The sequence below is a fragment of the Spirillospora sp. CA-128828 genome (assembly GCF_050945415.1).
Taxonomy (GTDB): domain Bacteria; phylum Actinomycetota; class Actinomycetes; order Streptosporangiales; family Streptosporangiaceae; genus Spirillospora.
In genome coordinates this window covers 1,790,230-1,806,606 of the sequence record NZ_CP191986.1, presented here as the reverse complement: position 1 = coordinate 1,806,606, position 16,377 = coordinate 1,790,230, and the positions used below count along the sequence as shown (strand labels likewise).

Below are 16,377 nucleotides of genomic sequence, written 5' to 3'. Positions count from 1 at the left end.
TCCGCGCGGACCCCGGTACCGCGTACCAGGGTACGCGCCCGCGCGGGCTCCCGTTCAGGCGACGCCGCAGCTCGCGGACGACCCCCCGGCGGGTACGCAGGGCGACACGACGGTCACCAAGAAAGGGCAAATAGCGGACGGAGCGGAGTCGGACGATTACGCTGCGAGATTGTGACCGATCTGCGTACGCCGCCGGTCAACGACGGCGATCTCTTCTCAGAACGCGCCCGTCAGTACGCCCACGAGAAGCCCCTGCAGCGGATCCACATCCTCGAAGCGGGCTGCGGCTGGGGCACGGGGCTGGACCTCGGCGACCGCGAGCACCACGTCACGGGCGTCGATCTGGAGTCCCCCGAGCTGCGCGCGTACACCTGCGAGCGGCCCGACCTCGACACCTGGCATCTCGGCGACCTGCGCACCGTCCCGCTGCCGCCGCGCGCCTTCGACGTCGTCCACGCCTCGTACCTGATCGAGCGGGTCCCGCACGCCGAACTGGTGCTCGACCGGTTCGTCGCCGCGCTCAAACCCGGCGGGCTGCTGCTGATCCACCTGCGCGACCGCAACACGGCGTTCGGGTTCCTGGACCGCACGCTCCCCAGGTGGCTGCGCCTGCCCGCCCGCAGGCGCCGTCCCGGTCCGGGACGGGGCCAGGGGCGCGGCGCCCATGCCCGCGTCCCGCACCCGGCGGGCGACACGAAGGCCGAGCCCGCCGTGCCCGGCGCGCGGCCCGGCGGCATGCCCGCCGCGGTACCGGCCGCGGAGCCGCCCGCCCGCCCGGTGCCGGTCGTGCGGACGAGCCCGCCGCCCGCCATCTACGACCGGGTCGCGTCGCAGGGCGGCATGCGCTGGTACTGCGTCATGCGCGGGCTCGTGATCGCCGAGGAGTACACCTCCCGGCAGGCCATCGACGCGCTCGGGGCCGGAACCGGCCTCGCCGAGCTGCTCTGCCGGCTGGTGTCGGCGGTCAGCCGGGGCCGCCTCACCGCCGACCACAGCGAGGTCACGCTCGTCATCCGCAAACCCGAGAACCGCTTCGCGCGGGTCATCTGATCCGGGGGCGCACGTGCGCGGGTCCGGGCCGGGGCAGTATTTTTCCTGCGGAAACCCCTAATCGCCACGGACGAGCCCGGCCGCTCCGCCGGGCGGGATCGGAGATCGCGGTGACCGCCGACGCCGGCCTTCCCGACACGCTGCGCGACCTGCCCGCCTGGACTCCGGACGCGGTGGAGCTCGCCGACCTGGACCTGATCCTGGCCGGGGTGTACCGCCCGCTGACCGGGTTCCTCGGCTCGTTCGACACCGCCATGGTGATCGCCGGGGGCCGGCTCGCCGACGGCACCCCGTGGCCGGTCCCGGTCACGCTGACCGTCCCGAAGGAGCTGACCGGCCACGAGCGGGTCGTCCTCCAGGACCCCGAGGGCGTGCCACTCGCGGTGATGCGGGTCACTGAGACCTGGCAGGACCCGACGAGCCAGGCGTGGCGGCTCGCCGGTCCGCTGGAGCCCCTCCGCGCCCCCGCGCACGGACCGTTCCACGGTCTGCGCCGCCGCCCCGACGAGCTCGACGCCTTCGAAGGCAACGTGCTGGTGGCGGCCACCCGCGAGCCCCTCCACCGCAAGCAGCTGGGCCAGCTGCGGCAGGTCGCCGAGCGGCTCGGCGCGAAGGTCCTCGTCCTGCCGATGCTGAGCGGGCAACACGACGAGTCCCTCGTCCGGGCGCTGCTGGGCGTCCGCAAGGAGCTGCCGGACGGCGCCCAGATCATCCCCGTGCCGCTGCCGGCGCGCGGCGACCGCGAACGCGACGTCCTCCTCCACGCGCATGTCGCCGCCGCGTACGGCGCCACCCACCTGCTCGCCGAGGAGGAGATGGACGGCACCGCGATCCCGCTCGTCGTCCCCGAACCCTGGGCATACGACGCCGACGTGGAGGTCTGGCGGCCCGTCGCGCGCATCGAGCCCGACCACGTCCAGGCGGAGCTGACGGCCGAGCGGCTCAACGAGCTGCTGGACGCCGGGGAGCCCGTGCCCGACTGGTTCACCCCGCCCGCCGTCGCCGCCGAGCTGGCGCTGGCGCGTCCCCCGAAGCGCTCGCGCGGCATCACGGTGTTCTTCACCGGCCTGTCGGGCTCCGGGAAGTCGACGGTCGCCCGCGGCCTGGCCGACGCGCTGGTCGAGCGCGGCGGCCGGACGGTCACGCTGCTGGACGGCGACGTCGTCCGGCGGATGCTGTCGGCCGGCCTGACGTTCTCCCGCGCCGACCGCGACCTCAACATCCGGCGCATCGGGTTCGTCGCCGCCGAGATCACCCGGCACGGCGGCACCGCCATCTGCGCACCCATCGCCCCCTACGCGGCGACCCGCGCGGAGGTGCGGCGGATGGTGTCCGCCGTGGGCGACTTCATTCTGGTGCATGTCGCGACGCCGCTGGAGGAGTGCGAGCGCCGCGACCGCAAGGGCCTGTACGCCAAGGCCCGGGCCGGCCAGATCCCCGAGTTCACCGGCATCTCCGACCCCTACGAGGCGCCGGACGACGCCGATCTGACGCTCGACACGTCGCACATGACGCCGGACGAGGCGGTCGGCGAGGTCCTCGGCCTGCTGGTGGACGGCGGCTGGGTGCGGCCCGAGTAACCCCTTCCGTCCCGTTTGTCCCACCCCACCCGGGTTACGACTCCGGAGAAGCGTCGCTTAGTCTGTTAAGCGAGTTTTCCTATATGCCAGGTAGGTCATGCCAATGGACTTCGATTGGACGATGGCGCTGGGCTCGTTCCTCGTCGCCATCATCGTCGGGCTGACCGGCATGGGCGGCGGCGCACTGATGACGCCGATGCTCGTGACGTTCTTCGGGGTCAGCCCGCTCGCCGCCGTCTCCAGCGACCTGGTCGCCGCCGCCGTGATGAAGCCCGTCGGCAGCGCCGTCCACTACCGGCAGGGCACGATCAACATGCGGCTGGTCGGCTGGCTGTGCGCGGGCTCGGTGCCCGCCGCCTTCTCCGGCGTCCTGGTCGCGAAGGCCCTCGGCCACGGCGGCTCGATCGAAGACCTGATCAGCAAGGCGATGGGCGCCGCACTGATGATCGCCGCCGCCGGCCTCGTCCTGCGCGGCTACCTGGCGTACCGGGGCCGGAACGGATCCTCCGACGACGGGGAGAACGCCCCCGAGATCAAGGTCCGGCCCGTTCCGACCGTGCTGATCGGGATCGTCGGCGGCCTCGTCGTCGGCATCACCTCGGTCGGCTCCGGCTCCCTCATCATCGTCGCGCTGCTCGCCCTCTACCCGACGCTCAAGGCCAACCAGCTCGTCGGCACCGACCTGCTCCAGGCCGTCCCGCTGGTGTTCGCGGCCGCCATCGGCCACCTGCTGTTCGGCGACTTCCGCATGGAGGTCACCACCGCGCTTCTCGCCGGCTCCATCCCCGGCGTCTACCTGGGCTCCAAGATCTCGTCCCGTGCCCCGAGCGGGCTCATCCGGCGGGTCCTCGCCCTGGTCCTGGTCGCGTCCTCGCTCAAGATGTTCGGCATGGCCGCCGTCCCCCTCGCCTGGACGATGGTGGCTCTCACCGCCGCCACGATCGCCGTCTCCCTCTACCTCCGGCGCACCGCACGGAACCGGGATACGCTGCCCTCTCCGGTCGTATCCCCCGGCGTCGCCGGTGCCTCGGGAGGGCAGAGCGAACGTGGACCAACGATGGCCGCATGACACCGTCGACGTCCTCGGCGTACGGGTCAGCCGCTCCGACGTCGCCCTGTTCCGGTCCTTCGTCGAGACGGCCGTCAAGGAGCGGACGAAGCTGACCGTCACCTTCGCCAACCCGGACTACGTGCTCAAGGCGCAGAAGGACGCCGGGCTGCGCGACCTGATGAACGGCTTCGACCTCAACCTGCCGGACGGCTGGGGCGTGGTGCTGGCCGCGAAGATCTTCGGACGCCCGGTGCCCGGCCGGATGGCCAACGACGACCTCACCGACCATCTCTTCGGCCAGCCCGCCGAGCAGGGCTGGCGCGTCTTCCTGTTCGGCAACGCCCCGGGCGTCGCCGAAGCCGCCGCGGCGAACGTCCGCGCATGGTACCCGGGCCTGAGCATCGCGGGCACCCTGCACGGCCACTGGGCGGACGACCAGGGCCGCATCCCCGCCGAGACCGCCGAACGCCTCGTCGCCGAGATCAACGACGCCGCCCCGGACATCCTCCACGTCGGCCTCGGAACCCCGCTGCAGCAGCGCTTCGTCACCGAGTACCGCGACCGCCTCACCGCACCCGTCATCATCACGTGCGGCGCCTACTTCGAGCACCTCGCCGAACGCCGCGACTACTACCCGGCCTGGGTCCTCAAGCTCCGCGTCGGCTTCCTCTACCGCCTGGCCCGCGAACCCCGCCGTCTCTGGCGCCGCTACACCATCGAACTGGGCGCCTACCTGACCCGGGTCCTCCTGCACCGCCTCCGCCACGGCAAGGCCGGAAAGCCCTCCTAGGCAGCCGGCCCACCGTGCCCGTCAGCTGGGCAGGAGTGAGGCGTTCGCGAGTGCGCCGCCCTTCGCGCAGTCGATCGAGCGCAGGGTCACGTCGCCCTTGGTGTGCGGGCGGCAGGTCCAGCCGGCCGACTTGATCGGGTGGCCGTCGTAGCCGTAGCCGCGGGTCTCGACCTCGGCGATGTAGCCGAAGTAGGTCGTGAAGACGGTGCGCACCTCCGAGCACTTCGCCTGCCCGCGGGCCATCTTCAGGCCGTACTGCGCGGCCTGGTTGTTCTGCGCGGTGCCGCACACGGTGCCCGCCTTGCCCACCTTCGGCGGGTAGAGGTAGGGCCGCGTCTGCGACACCGGCGTCGGCTGCGTCGTCGGCTTGCTCCCGGTCTTCGACTTGTCGTTGTCGCCCGTGTCCGGCACTCCGGGCGCGCCGCTCGCCCCGGCGGAGGCGCTCGGCCCGCGGGGATCGGGTTCGGCGGACCTGCCGTCGCCGCCGCCGCACGCGGACGCCGCGGCCAGCAGTGCGGCCGTCACAACGCAGAACGCCATGGTGCGCCGTCGGAACAGCATCGGGGGTCCCCCACTTCTCACTATCAGCCGACCCGTGAAGCGATACCAGAGGTCATGGAACCCTATGGCATCCGGCGTCGGCGCCAGGCCACTTCCAGGCATCTCGGCCGCCCCGAACACACGGTGCGAGGGCCGCTAGACTCACGCGCATCCCCCGCCCGGATCGCGACAGGAGGCGTCGTGCCCACGTCCGTGCCACTGCGCGAGCTCATCCTCCGGCTGTGGGGCGAACCCGGCCCCGGCGCGCCGGTTCTGGCCACTCTCGACGGCCTGCCGAGCGGTTACCGGCCCGTGGAGAGCTACGCCGTCGTCCCCAGTCCCGCGAACGCGAAGTTCCTCGTGCCCATCGCCGGGAACGCCGCCGCGGCGGCCACCTTGACCTGCTACAACCGGTTGCGGTCGGGGCAGGTGCGGGCCACCCGGCGCGTCCTCGGCGCCGGGTTCCGGACGGGGCTCGCGCAGCGCCTGCTGAGGCACCGGCTGACCGTCGGCATCCGCTCCGACATCCCCGCCGAGCAGGCCGCGGACCATCTGCTCGGCGAGCACCTGCGCCGGGTGCTGGACGCTCCGGAGCTCGTCTTCGGGCTGGGGGTGCGGCCGATCGACCCCAACAGCAAACCGACCCTGCAGGTCTTCTCCGGCGACGGCGCTCCGCTGGGCTACGCGAAGATCGGCTGGAGCCCGGCCACGAAGGAACTGGCCACCACCGAGGCGGAGGCGGTGCACGCGGTCGCGACGGGCCTGGCGGCGCGTGCCGGCGAGGCGAGCGGGCCCCGCCCGCACGTCCCCGCGCTGCTGCACCACGGGCCGTGGCGGGACCTCGTCATCACGGTGACCGCTCCGCTGCCGGCCCGCGTGACCGGCCACGGGGATCCCGGCAGCCCGCCCGAACCGGCCTTCACGCTCGCGATCGCGGAGAGTTCGGGCTCCGGATGGGAAAGACTCACCGGCACGGCGTTCTGGCGGCGCCTGCGGGACGAGGCCGCCGCGATGGACGACGAGCCCGACCTCGCCGAGGCCCTGAACGCGGTCCTGGACGCGCTCACGGACCGGTTCGCGGAGTTGAAACTGCGGATCGGCCGCTGGCACGGCGACTGGGTTCCGTGGAACATCGGCCACCACGGCGGCGACCTGCACGTGTGGGACTGGGAGCACAGCGCCCTGGGCGCGCCGGTCGGGCTGGACCTTCTGCACTGGCGCTTCCAGGTCGAGCTCGTGCTGCACGGGGCCCCGCTGGACACGGCGGTGGCCGCCGTCGAACGCGCGGCCCGGGACGAGCTCGCCGCGTACGGTGTCGCCGCGGAGGCCCGCGACCTGATGGCGCGTCTCTACCTGCTGGAGATGTTCACGCGCACGTACAGGCTCAAGCGCGGCGGCGGGGGCTGGAACCCGGCGCTGTTCCCCGCGATGCTCGACGTCCTCGCGCGCTGGCGGTCCTGAGAGCCGTCCCCGTCATCCGGGGACAGGCGCGGGGCGCGTCCATCTCCGAACATGGGTCAGGCCCGGGCTCGGCTCCCGCCGAACCCGGGCCTGACTCCCGTCGTCACCCGGTTACGGGGTCACGACCTCCGTCGAGGCGGAGCGGTTGCCCGCCGTGTCGATGGCGCGCACCCAGTAGCGGCCGCCGGTCCCCGAGTCGTCCGTGAGGTGCCAGCCCCACGTGACGCCGATGACCCGGTCGTCCTTGATGACCTCGTACTTGGCGGTGTTGGCGTTCGCCGAGGGCCCCTGCCAGGTCAGCTTGACCCCGCCGTCCTCGGAGCTCGCCTTGAGGTCGGTGGGCTTCCCCGGTGGCGAGGTGTCCTGCTGACACACCCGGGTGAACCCGCCGGCCCATTGATAGCCGGAATTCAGCCACGACCCGCGGTTGATGTCGCCGCCGATCCACATACAGCCCTGCTTGTCCTCGGTGAGCTCCCACGGCCCGTTGCCGGCACGGGTGCCGAGGCTCGGCCAGAAGTCCGACATCGGCTCGGCGGTCTTGCCGTCGAAGGCCATCACCGCGTTGGCCGTCTGGATCTGCGACCACGTGGTCGGCGTCGGCCACGCGTCGCCGTCGTGGTAGACGAACTTGTAGCAGTGGCAGCTGCCGTACACGATGCCGTTGATCTCCACGGCGGCCTGCATGTCGCCGCCCGGCTTGGTGATGACGCTCTTGATCCGGTCGAACTTGCTCTTGGTGTAGGCGCTGAAGATGTGCTCGGAGCCGCCCACCCAGACCTTGTCGCCGTACTCCCGGATGATCTGCTGGTACTGCTTGTCGATGTTCGACGAGCTCGGGTGCCAGCTCTGGTCGTTCAGACCGGCCACCTGAGCCGCCGGGGCGGCCGTGCCGAGCACGGCGATCTTCCGCGCGGGCTGACCGTTCACCTGGGTGAAGTAGCCGGCGTAGTAGACCCGGTCGCCGCCCGGGTTGGCGTCCAGCTCGATCACCGAGCCGTTGAAGTTCGGCTTCCACGTTCCGTCGGGCTTGCCGTCGGAGACGCGGATGCGCGCGGTGCGTCCCACGGACACCTTGGTGCTGAGAGGGTTACCGCCCCAGATGCGGGTGAAGCTGCCGCCGACGTACAGCCAGTTGCCCTGCACGTCCAGGGCGCGGGCCATGGCGGCGCCACCGGTGGAGTTGGAGACGCTCGCCGCCCATCCGGCCGCGTTCTTCCCGGTCGCCAGGTCGAGCGCGGCCAGCCCGGCGGTGTTGTCGGCGTCGTTGGCCTTGGTGAACTCGCCCGCCACGATGAGCTTGTTCCCGGCGACCTCCAGGTCCCAGACGCCGCCGTTCAGCTTGGGCCGGAACGAGGACTTCCACTCGCCGGTCGTGGTGTCGAAGGCGGCCAGGTACGACTGCTCGACCTTCTCGTCGGCGGCCGGGGTCGCGCCCTTCTGCACGTACTTGAACTCGCCGCCGACATACATGGTGTTGCCCGACACGGCCATGGCCTGCACCTCAAGGTGCTTCTCGCCGGTACCGCCGCTGACCACACCGGTGACGCCCCACGCCCCGCCGGAGGTCTGGTTCTTCATCAGCGGCTTCTCGGTCGTGGCCGGGGTACCCGAGTCGGGGACGGACGGGTACTCCAGGTCGGTCAGCTTCGGCCGGATCCACACCTGGGTGAACGGGATGGTGTTGCCGCCCGCGACGCCGGAACGCCAGAGGTAGCTGGTCGGGCTGTTGTCTCCGGCCGTGACGTACGACCGGTAGGCGAAGCCCCGCTGCCAGCTGTTCTCCTTGGTCTCGTAGGTGTAGAACCCGTTCGTCGGCCTGAGGACGCTGTCCTTGGCGACGAGCCGGGTGTTACCGCCGGTGGAGGTGCTGCCGTCGAAGCTGACGGAGGTCAACGGGTTCGCCGGATCGGCGTCGAACGTCCAGGACCACGGAGCGGCCTTCTGGAACTTCCACCGCATCTCCTGCCACTTGCTGCCGTCGACGTTGGTCGCGCGGCGGACCCGGACGCCGTCGGGGAGGTCGTCGACCGTGTGGCCGCCCAGTAGCCCGTCGATCGTCTCCGCGGGCAGGGTGGCGGGGGTGAACGCGCCGGTGCCCGTCGGGTTGCTGCGCACCTCCGCGACGCCGTTCTGGCCGGGGTAGGCGAAGTTCCAGCCCTGCCGGCCGCGGCCGACGAGGACCCAGCCGCCGCCGTCCGTCGTCATGTCGCAGTAGAACTGGTCGGGCGCGATGAGCTTCGGCGTCTGCAGCCAGTAGACCCCGTTCGCACTGGAGGGGAACTGCTGCTTGATGGCCCAGCAGGAGGCCGCGGCGCGGGCGGAGCTCTTCCCGTCCCGCTGCACGCTGGCCGCGCTGAGCGCCGCCGTCCGGCCGCCGCCCTGCGCGGAGACGGTGGCGACGACCGTGCCGGTCAGCACGGCCGCCGTGGCGACTATGGTCACGGCGCTTCTGCGATACCGGACACCACGCAGGAAACGCAATCGATCTGGCATGAACTCCCCCGGGGGGATTCGACGGAGGGGATGGCGCTGAGCAGGCGATTCGTCCGCCGCTCCAGGCGCCACGCATGAGAATGAAGTTACGTTAGTGCAGGTGGAGACCGTTGGTCAATGAATTCCACAATGCTGGAATGGCAATGTGAACAAACTCCCAGTTCGTCCGGCGGCAACGAAAAAATCAGTGATACGGCGGTAAACCGGCCCGCTTGTTCGCGCGTCCGGGACCCGCTCAGCTCGGCCAGCCGAAATCGACGCCCAGCCACTCGAACAGCTCCCGGTTATGCGGCCGGTAGAACTCGGTGAGCTCGGCCTTCGTTCCCGCGTCCATCGGCGGGGCCGGCAGGTAGTTGTGCCGCTCGGCGCTCTCCATCCGGTGCGGCGGCAGCCCGAGGAGGCCGCAGACGCGGTCGAGCGCGGCCTGCTCGTCCGCGTAGAGCTCCTCCGCGGACATGACCAGGAGGTTCTCCCGCGGGTAGTGCTCGCACCACCGCTCCAGCTGCGGCCGGTAGACGCCGCGGTCCCGGTAGCTGTTGAAGTCGTGCGGCTCGCTGTAGTACAGCGGCTCGGCGAGCATGCGCTCGACCTCCCCGCGGAGCCGTTCCGGCTCGGCGGCGAGCGCCTCCTCGAACCCGAGGTCCTCCGCGCCCTTGCCGACGGCCTCCCAGTAGTGGGAGTAGGCGCGCTTGACCGGGTCGCGCAGCACGACGATCGCTTTGAGGCCGGGCATCCGCGCGTGGATCCGCTCCACCGCGCGCGGGTCGTAAAGGTAGTACGGGCACGCCTCACCGGTCAGCGGACGCGTTCCCGACTTCTGCTCGATCCGGTCGAGTTCACTCTCGGTGGCGAAATGAGAGCGATACCAAGCGTCGCCCTTCGCATAGTTGACGTAGAAGTACCAGGGGCTTTTGAGTCCGCGTGACGCCGGAAACATCGGCATGACCAGCGGATGCTGGATCAGGTAGTTCCACAGCGATGTCGTCCCGCCCCGTTTGGTGCCGATGACCATGAAGTCGGGCAGGTGCCGTTGTTCCGCCGTGCGCATCCCGTAGGCCCGGGTGACCGAATTGGCCACGTCCTTGACGGCCCGCGGTGAGCGGTCCTTGAGACCGGCGACAAGACCCATGGTCAGGCACTCTCCCCTTGTCGGGCGCTCTTTTCCCCGGCGCCCCTGTTGCGGACCGCGCCGAGGAACTCGGCACCCCCGAGCGAGTGGCGCAGACGCCACAGCGTAGCGGCGTACCCGGCGCAGGCGACGACGGTGTAGACGGCGAAGACCAGGGCCGAGGCCCCGAAGAGGGCCCGCAGCACCACCCCGGTCAGCCCGAACCACACCAGCGCCCACAGCCCGGTCACGGCGACGCGCCGCACGTCCAGCCGCAGCCCGAGCAGATAGCGGACCTGCAGCGCCGCCGCGACCGTGTCGATCAGCATCGCCACCGCCCAGGCGGCCGCCGCGCCCGCGATGCCGAACGGCGGCACAAGCACGAAGGTCAGCACGATGTTCACCGTCAGCGCGACGGACTTGTTGGCCAGGCTCCAGGAGCTCTTGCCGCCCATGAGCAGCACGGTCTGGACGTTGCCGGCGCTGAGCGCGAGCAGCATCGAGCCGGACAGCACCGCCAGCGCGACCGCGCCGCCGGTGAACCCCTCGCCGAACAGTGCCAGCAGGAACGGGCCGAAACAGGCCAGCACCAGGTAGATGGGCCAGGACGCGAGGACGACCCACCGGGTGGCCAGCGAGTTCAGGTGCCCGGCCCGGCCTCGCTCGTCCCGCGCGAGCATCGCGGCCACCTGCGGCGCGATCGCGATCCGCGCGGCCTGCAGCACCAGCGTCCCGGTGCTGACGAACCGGTTGGCGGTCGCGTAGACGCCCGCCTCCTCGCTGGACACGAGCATCGCGACGAGCGGGACGTTGGCCCACACCAGCGCGATCTCGACCGCGGCGGCCACTCCCCGAGGTCCGGAGAACGCCCAGAACTCCCGTCCCGCCGACTTCTGCGGCGCGGGGTCCGCGACCGTTTCGTCTTCCTGCCCGCGCTCGCGTTCGGCTCGGGGCACCATCCGCCACAGCACCAGGACGGCCGCGATGAACGACGCAGCGACCGGAGCCGTCCAGGCGACCATGACGCCGGCGGCCCCCATGCCGAGCACGAACACCAGGCCGACCAAGATCGGGCGCGCACCGGGCAGCAGCACGTTGTTGATCAGCGAGTAGGCGGTGACGCTGCCCAGGCCGCGGGTGCCGCCGAGCGCCACCCGCGTCAGGGCCATGAGGCCTAGGAACGGCGCGGCGATCCGCAGCAGCGTGACGGCCGTGTCGGCATGCGCCGGGTCGATGAACCGGTCGGCGATCCAGGGGGCCGCCAGGTACGCGCCGGCCGAGCAGAGAACGCCGACGACCACCACCGGCAGGTGCGCCACCGCCATCAGCCGGCGCAGCTCGTCCCCCCGGCCGAGGACGCGCAGCCGCGCCGTCGTGCGCACCAGCCCGGTGTCCGCGCCCAGCTCGGCGATCTCGGCGACGATGGTGAACAGCGCCACCACGACGAAGAACACGCCCGCCTCGGCGGCGCCCAGCGTCCGGGCGACCACCACGGTCAGCAGGAACCCCGAGGCCGCCGCGACGATGGAGCTGATCAGCCCGATCGCCCCGCCGCGCGCGAACTCCCGCAGGTCGCGGCCGTGTCGCCGGCCGTCCCCGGACTTCTGCTCAGTCTGCGGCAACGCCGCGGTCATCCACGCCTCCCGCCTTACCGCCGGCGGATCCACGCAGGATCAGTGCGGCCGCCACGAACACCAGGACGAGCTCGGTCTGGTCGAGCCCGTAGTAGAAGAGCATCAGCGATGCCATCACCTGCACCGCGTGGAGCCAGAGCAGCGAATCCGGTCTGACGCCCCGGGTCCGCAGCGCCAGCCACCATATCCACGCGCAGAAGAACACGAGCCCGGGAAAGCCGTAGGAGAACATCAGGTGCCAGAACTCCCCCTGGGTGCCGACGGACACCACGAAGTTCTCGGACGGCCGCGGCGCCCCGTACCCCAGCACAGGGGAGTCGAGGGTCCGCACGAAGGTCTCGGTGTAGAGCCCGAGACGGTCGTTGTTGGTCGAGCTGTACTCCGTCCGGCTGTTGATCCCCGCCCCGACGCCCGACAGGAGCGCCGCGATGCCGCCGATGACCACGAGGGCGATGACCATGGCCGGCCAGCGGACATGCCCGCGGCGCAGGAAGCGGATCGCCGTGTACAGGACGCCGGCCAGGATCGCCAGGAACATCCCGCGGTTCAGCGTCGCGAACGCCGGGATGAGCGACGCCGCCATCAGGCCGACGAGCACCAGCCGCGTGAGCATCCGAGCCTGCGTGATGTACAGGACGACGAAGGGGAAGAGGAGCGCGAAGTGGCCTCCCCAGGAGTTGGTGTAGGGGAAGGGCGCGCGGGGCCGGTTGTAGGGCTTGGGCGCACCCCACGGCTGCTGGATCTCCGCGAACTGCGGATGCACGAGGGCCTGCACGTAGTCGTTGCTCTTGATCGCGCCGGGCAGGATGCGCTCGAACGGCGTCGTCAGCCCCACCTTGGGCAGCAGCACGCCGAGGAAACCGCCGATCACCACCCACACCCAGAAGACGACCACCATGCCGAGCGCGCGGCGGATCGGAAGCCGTTTCAGGCTGCAGTTGTAGGCGTAGACGAACACGACGGTGGCGGAGCCGTAGTTCATGAACTGGAACAGGAATCCGACGCCGCGGCCGAACGTGTCGATCTGCGTCCCGGCGGCGATCATCCACACCAGGAACATCACCCAGAGCCCGAACCGCGGCGGGACCCGGGTCCCGCCGCGCAGCATCAGGTGCAGCGCCATCACGGACGCGGCGATGGGCGCCGCGAACGCGCCGAGGCCGAGCAGCCACCAGACGGGGAAGGCGATGAACAGCAGCCCCAGCGGCCAGGCGGGCAGGTCCTTACGGGAGGGTGTGGCCGGAGGCGCCTCGCGCTCGCCGGGATCGGAGAGCCCCCGGTTCCGCAGACCCGGCATGGGCCCGGCGGAGCGCCGCGGCGCGGTCGTGACCACCCTCGTCGCCTCCCCTGGGAACCGGGCCGTTTTCCGTGTGGGGGAACGACCCCCCGCGCCCCCGGCAACCGCACCGGACTCCACCCGTTCCCGACCGGCAGGCGGATACGAACCATACACTCGGAGGCCGAGCCTACGCCCCTGCGCCCGGGGGATCGCGCGGCTCGGGGCCGTCGCGATCGGGGAGAGTGGAGCAGTGGACGAACGCTGGTACCAGAGGCGGTCGGTGCTGGGGGGCACCGCCTTCGCCGCCGCCGGCATCACCGCGGGCGTCGCGGCGGAGACGCTGCTGTCGCCCGGTCCGTCCCCGGCCGAGGCGGAGCAGAAAGGGCCCTGGACGTACGTCCCGCCGAACGGCTCCATCCAGAAGGCCATCGAGGACGGTGCCACCGCCATCCTGCTGGGGAACGGCGACTACCGCCTCACCGAGCCCGTCGTCCCCGTGCGCGGCTGCACCATCCGCGGCGCCGGGCAGCGGACCAGGCTGCGCGCGACGCGCTCCATGGACGCGATGATCGCGATCGGCGAGGGCCGGTCGGTGGACGGGGTGTCCGTCTCCGATCTGGTCCTCGACTGCGCCGGCCAGGCCGGCATCGGGATCGACCTCGACATCACCGGCACCGGCAGGTTCTACAAGGGGGAGCCGGACGCGGTCTGCCGGATCGACAACCTCGCCGTCTACACGCCGGAGCTGGACGGCATCGCCTACCGCGGCAGCGACACCCAGGCGTGCGTGACCAGCAGGGTCCGGGTCCGCCAGGCGGGCCGGTACGGCTTCCGGGTGGAGGCGCCCGACAGCTGGTGGATCGCCTGCGAGGCCACGACGCGGCGGCAGACCGGCGCGAGCGCCGGCTTCTACGTCGGCCCGGCCATCGCCGGTTCCGACGGCATCGGCGGGGCCAACAACTTCTTCCAGGCGTGCAAGGCCTGGTACTGCCGCGACTACGGCTGGCACGTCAAGGGGACGCGCAACAAGTTCGTCGGCTGCGAGGCGCAGGACACCAGGAGCCACGGCTGGTTCATCGAGTACGACCAGAACGTGTACACCGGATGCGTCGCCGACACCGCGAGCTCCCGCGACCTCGGCGCGAACGCGAACGAGGCCGACGGGTTCTTCGTCGGCCAGGGCGACCAGACGTCCCTGGTGGGCTGCCAGTCGTTCGACCGCCGGCCCGGGGGGCGAGGTCCTCAGCAGCGCTACGGGTTCAACGTGCCGGCCACGATGGCGGACCAGGGTCGGCTGGTGGGCCAGACCGGCTGGGACAACGCGACAGGGCTCGTCAACCGGCGGTGACCGCACCCGGCCAGTCCCGGCGCGGGCGACCCGGTGATCGGCGGGGCGTTCTCGCCCGTCTCCGTTAAGCGGTTCGCCACGAATGGGTCAAGGTATCTTGGATCGAACTCCGACGGGGAGTGGACCGCGCGGCACGCACGGCGCGCACGGCGAATCGACGGCGGCGAGAGGAACACCCGGCTGATGGACTCCACTTCGAGAGCCGACTCCACGGAGCTGGCGGAGTACGCGGCCATGCTCCGGCGGCGCTGGTGGGTGGTCGTCGCCGGTGCGCTGCTGGGCCTCGCGATCGCCGTCGCGGGCCTGTTCCTGCTGCCCAAGTCGTACGTGTCCACGGCCGTCGTGCAGGTGTCGCCCACCGACCCCGAGCAGCGCCAGAACAACAACAACAAGTCCGACATCAGCCTGGAGACCGAGGCGCAGCGGCTGCGCTCGACCGAGGTGACGTCCCTCGTCCAGAAGCGCATCGGGTCCGGGGAGTCGCCGCTGGACCTCGGGCGCCGGGTCCAGGTCAACGTGCCGCCGAACTCGTCGGTCCTCGTCATCGACTGGGCGGCGCCGAGCGCGGCCAAGGCCCGTGCGGGCGCGCAGGCGTTCGCCGAGGCGTACCTCCAGAACCGCAACGACAAGACGGTCCAGCGGCTGCAGACCCAGGCGGCCGCGCTGGAGAAGCAGATCAGCGACGTCCGCACGAAGCTCGCGACGGCCGGCGCCACGCAGCGCCGCGTGCTTGCCGGGCAGATGACCGCCTTCAGCAACAAGCTCACGGACATCCAGGTGGCCATGGCCAACGTGGACGGCGGTGAGATCATCACCAGCGCGTCGCCGCCACCCGGCCCGGCCAGCCCCGACCCGGTGAAGTTCCTGCCGAGCGGCCTCGCCGGGGGCCTGCTGCTCGGCATCGTCCTGGCGATCCTGTACGACCGGATCGACCGGCGGGTGCGGGTCGCCGGGGACGTCGAGCGCGTCCTCGACCTGCCCGTCCTGCTGTCCATCCCGCAGCGGCGCGGCAAGGAGGGGCTCGGGCTGCTGCCCGCGCGGAGCCGCAGCGGGCAGAACTTCCACGAGCTCGCGCACGAGATGACCGCGACGCTCGGCCACGGCAACCACGTCATCCTGGTCACCGGCGCCGCGCCCGGCCCCGGCTCTAGCATCGTGTCGGTCAACCTCGCCGCCGCGCTCGCCCGCACCGGCTCGAACGTCCTGCTCGTGTGCGCGAACCTCCAGTCGCCGCTGGCGTCCGACCTCCTCGGCCTGCATCGCGGCGCGGGGCTGTCGGAGCTGCTGCTCGGCCGGGTGGAGCTGCGGGACGTGGTGCGCCGCAACCACGCGCTGCCGTCCCTCGCCACCATCACCCCCGGCGCCGACGCCGACCTCGCCGCCGAGATGCTGCAGCGCGAGCAGATGGCGCGGCTGATCGGCTCGCTGCGGGAGAAGGCCCGGTTCACCGTCATCGAGGCCCCCTCCACCGAACTCGGCGCCGACGCGCAGGCCCTCGCCGACCTGTCCGACGCCGCCCTCATCGTCGTGGAGACGCCGCGCACCAGGTACGCGCAGATCCGCGACGGCGTCCGCCGCATCCACCGGATGGGCGCGGCCGTGCTCGGCGCGGTCGTCCTGCCGAGGCAGGACGAGACGGCCGTGGCGGCGCCCCCGCCCACGCTGCCCCGCGAACCCCGCGACATGCCGCCCCGGCGGCGGGACGGCTCGGCCGGCCCCGCGGCGCCCCCCCTGTCGCCGCCCGCTTCGCCGCCCGGGTCCAAGGAGCCGCGCCGCGCCGCGGCGCCGGCCGCACGCGAGCCCGGGCCCCGCCGAGACCCGCTCGGCGAGCCGGAGGGTCAGCGCCAGCGCAAGCACGCGCGGCCGCCCGCCCCGGACGCGTCCGAAGGCGGTGGCCAGGACAAGCCGAACGACAAGACCATCACGCTGGGCGCGATCAACCTGGACGCGTTCGCCTCCCCCGATGAGGACGCCGTTTCGCCCGCCGCGGACACCCTGACCGACAAGACGGCGAAGAAGCTCAACCGCCCCTGATTCCGG

12 protein-coding genes are annotated in these 16,377 nt (G+C 71.7%); 7 read left to right on the top strand and 5 right to left on the bottom strand.

Features of this window, described 5'->3' with window-relative positions; genetic code table 11:
• Window positions 1-171: 171 nt before the first annotated feature.
• The 4 genes from ACQPXG_RS09215 (at window position 172) to ACQPXG_RS09200 (ending at window position 4,471) form a co-directional block, all read left to right on the top strand.
• Window positions 172-1,050 (top strand): class I SAM-dependent methyltransferase, encoded by an 879-nt coding sequence (locus tag ACQPXG_RS09215; RefSeq protein WP_433467201.1) that lies wholly within the window; start codon window positions 172-174, stop codon window positions 1,048-1,050.
• Window positions 1,051-1,160: 110 nt separating this feature from the next.
• On the top strand, window positions 1,161-2,630 hold the full coding sequence (gene cysC / locus ACQPXG_RS09210; RefSeq protein WP_433467200.1) for an adenylyl-sulfate kinase: 1,470 nt from the start codon (window positions 1,161-1,163) through the stop codon (window positions 2,628-2,630).
• Between the two features lie 103 nt (window positions 2,631-2,733).
• A complete protein-coding gene (locus tag ACQPXG_RS09205; protein ID WP_433467199.1) occupies window positions 2,734-3,699 on the top strand; it encodes a sulfite exporter TauE/SafE family protein in 966 nt (321 codons plus the stop codon).
• A complete protein-coding gene (locus ACQPXG_RS09200) occupies window positions 3,677-4,471 on the top strand; it encodes a WecB/TagA/CpsF family glycosyltransferase (RefSeq protein WP_433467198.1) in 795 nt (264 codons plus the stop codon). Before ACQPXG_RS09205 ends, ACQPXG_RS09200 begins: the two co-directional genes overlap by 23 nt.
• A 21-nt stretch (window positions 4,472-4,492) precedes the next feature.
• Here ACQPXG_RS09200 and ACQPXG_RS09195 read toward each other — a convergent pair whose 3' ends face one another.
• Window positions 4,493-5,032: a hypothetical protein gene (locus ACQPXG_RS09195; RefSeq protein ID WP_433467197.1), complete on the bottom strand. Its 540-nt coding sequence runs from the start codon at window positions 5,030-5,032 to the stop codon at window positions 4,493-4,495.
• A 180-nt stretch (window positions 5,033-5,212) separates the two neighbouring features.
• Here ACQPXG_RS09195 and ACQPXG_RS09190 point away from each other — a divergent pair, with 180 nt between their 5' ends.
• On the top strand, window positions 5,213-6,472 hold the full coding sequence (locus ACQPXG_RS09190; RefSeq protein ID WP_433467196.1) for a hypothetical protein: 1,260 nt from the start codon (window positions 5,213-5,215) through the stop codon (window positions 6,470-6,472).
• A gap of 111 nt (window positions 6,473-6,583) precedes the next feature.
• On the opposite strand, the gene ACQPXG_RS09185 is transcribed toward ACQPXG_RS09190, so the two are convergent.
• The 4 genes from ACQPXG_RS09185 to ACQPXG_RS09170 form a co-directional block, all read right to left on the bottom strand.
• A complete protein-coding gene (locus ACQPXG_RS09185; RefSeq protein ID WP_433467195.1) occupies window positions 6,584-8,917 on the bottom strand; it encodes a fibrinogen-like YCDxxxxGGGW domain-containing protein in 2,334 nt (777 codons plus the stop codon).
• Window positions 8,918-9,203: 286 nt separating this feature from the next.
• On the bottom strand, window positions 9,204-10,097 hold the full coding sequence (locus ACQPXG_RS09180) for a sulfotransferase domain-containing protein (protein WP_433467194.1): 894 nt from the start codon (window positions 10,095-10,097) through the stop codon (window positions 9,204-9,206).
• A 2-nt stretch (window positions 10,098-10,099) separates the two neighbouring features.
• Window positions 10,100-11,710, bottom strand: coding sequence for an oligosaccharide flippase family protein (locus tag ACQPXG_RS09175; protein ID WP_433467193.1), 1,611 nt, complete (start codon window positions 11,708-11,710; stop codon window positions 10,100-10,102).
• On the bottom strand, window positions 11,685-13,043 hold the full coding sequence (locus ACQPXG_RS09170; RefSeq protein WP_433467192.1) for an O-antigen ligase family protein: 1,359 nt from the start codon (window positions 13,041-13,043) through the stop codon (window positions 11,685-11,687). The genes ACQPXG_RS09175 and ACQPXG_RS09170 overlap by 26 nt, the downstream gene beginning before the upstream one ends.
• A gap of 196 nt (window positions 13,044-13,239) precedes the next feature.
• Here ACQPXG_RS09170 and ACQPXG_RS09165 point away from each other — a divergent pair, with 196 nt between their 5' ends.
• Window positions 13,240-14,337, top strand: a complete 1,098-nt coding sequence (locus ACQPXG_RS09165) for a hypothetical protein (RefSeq protein ID WP_433467191.1) — start codon at window positions 13,240-13,242, stop codon at window positions 14,335-14,337.
• A gap of 183 nt (window positions 14,338-14,520) precedes the next feature.
• Window positions 14,521-16,371 (top strand): Wzz/FepE/Etk N-terminal domain-containing protein, encoded by a 1,851-nt coding sequence (locus ACQPXG_RS09160; protein ID WP_433467190.1) that lies wholly within the window; start codon window positions 14,521-14,523, stop codon window positions 16,369-16,371.
• The last annotated feature ends 6 nt before the right edge of the window (window positions 16,372-16,377 follow it).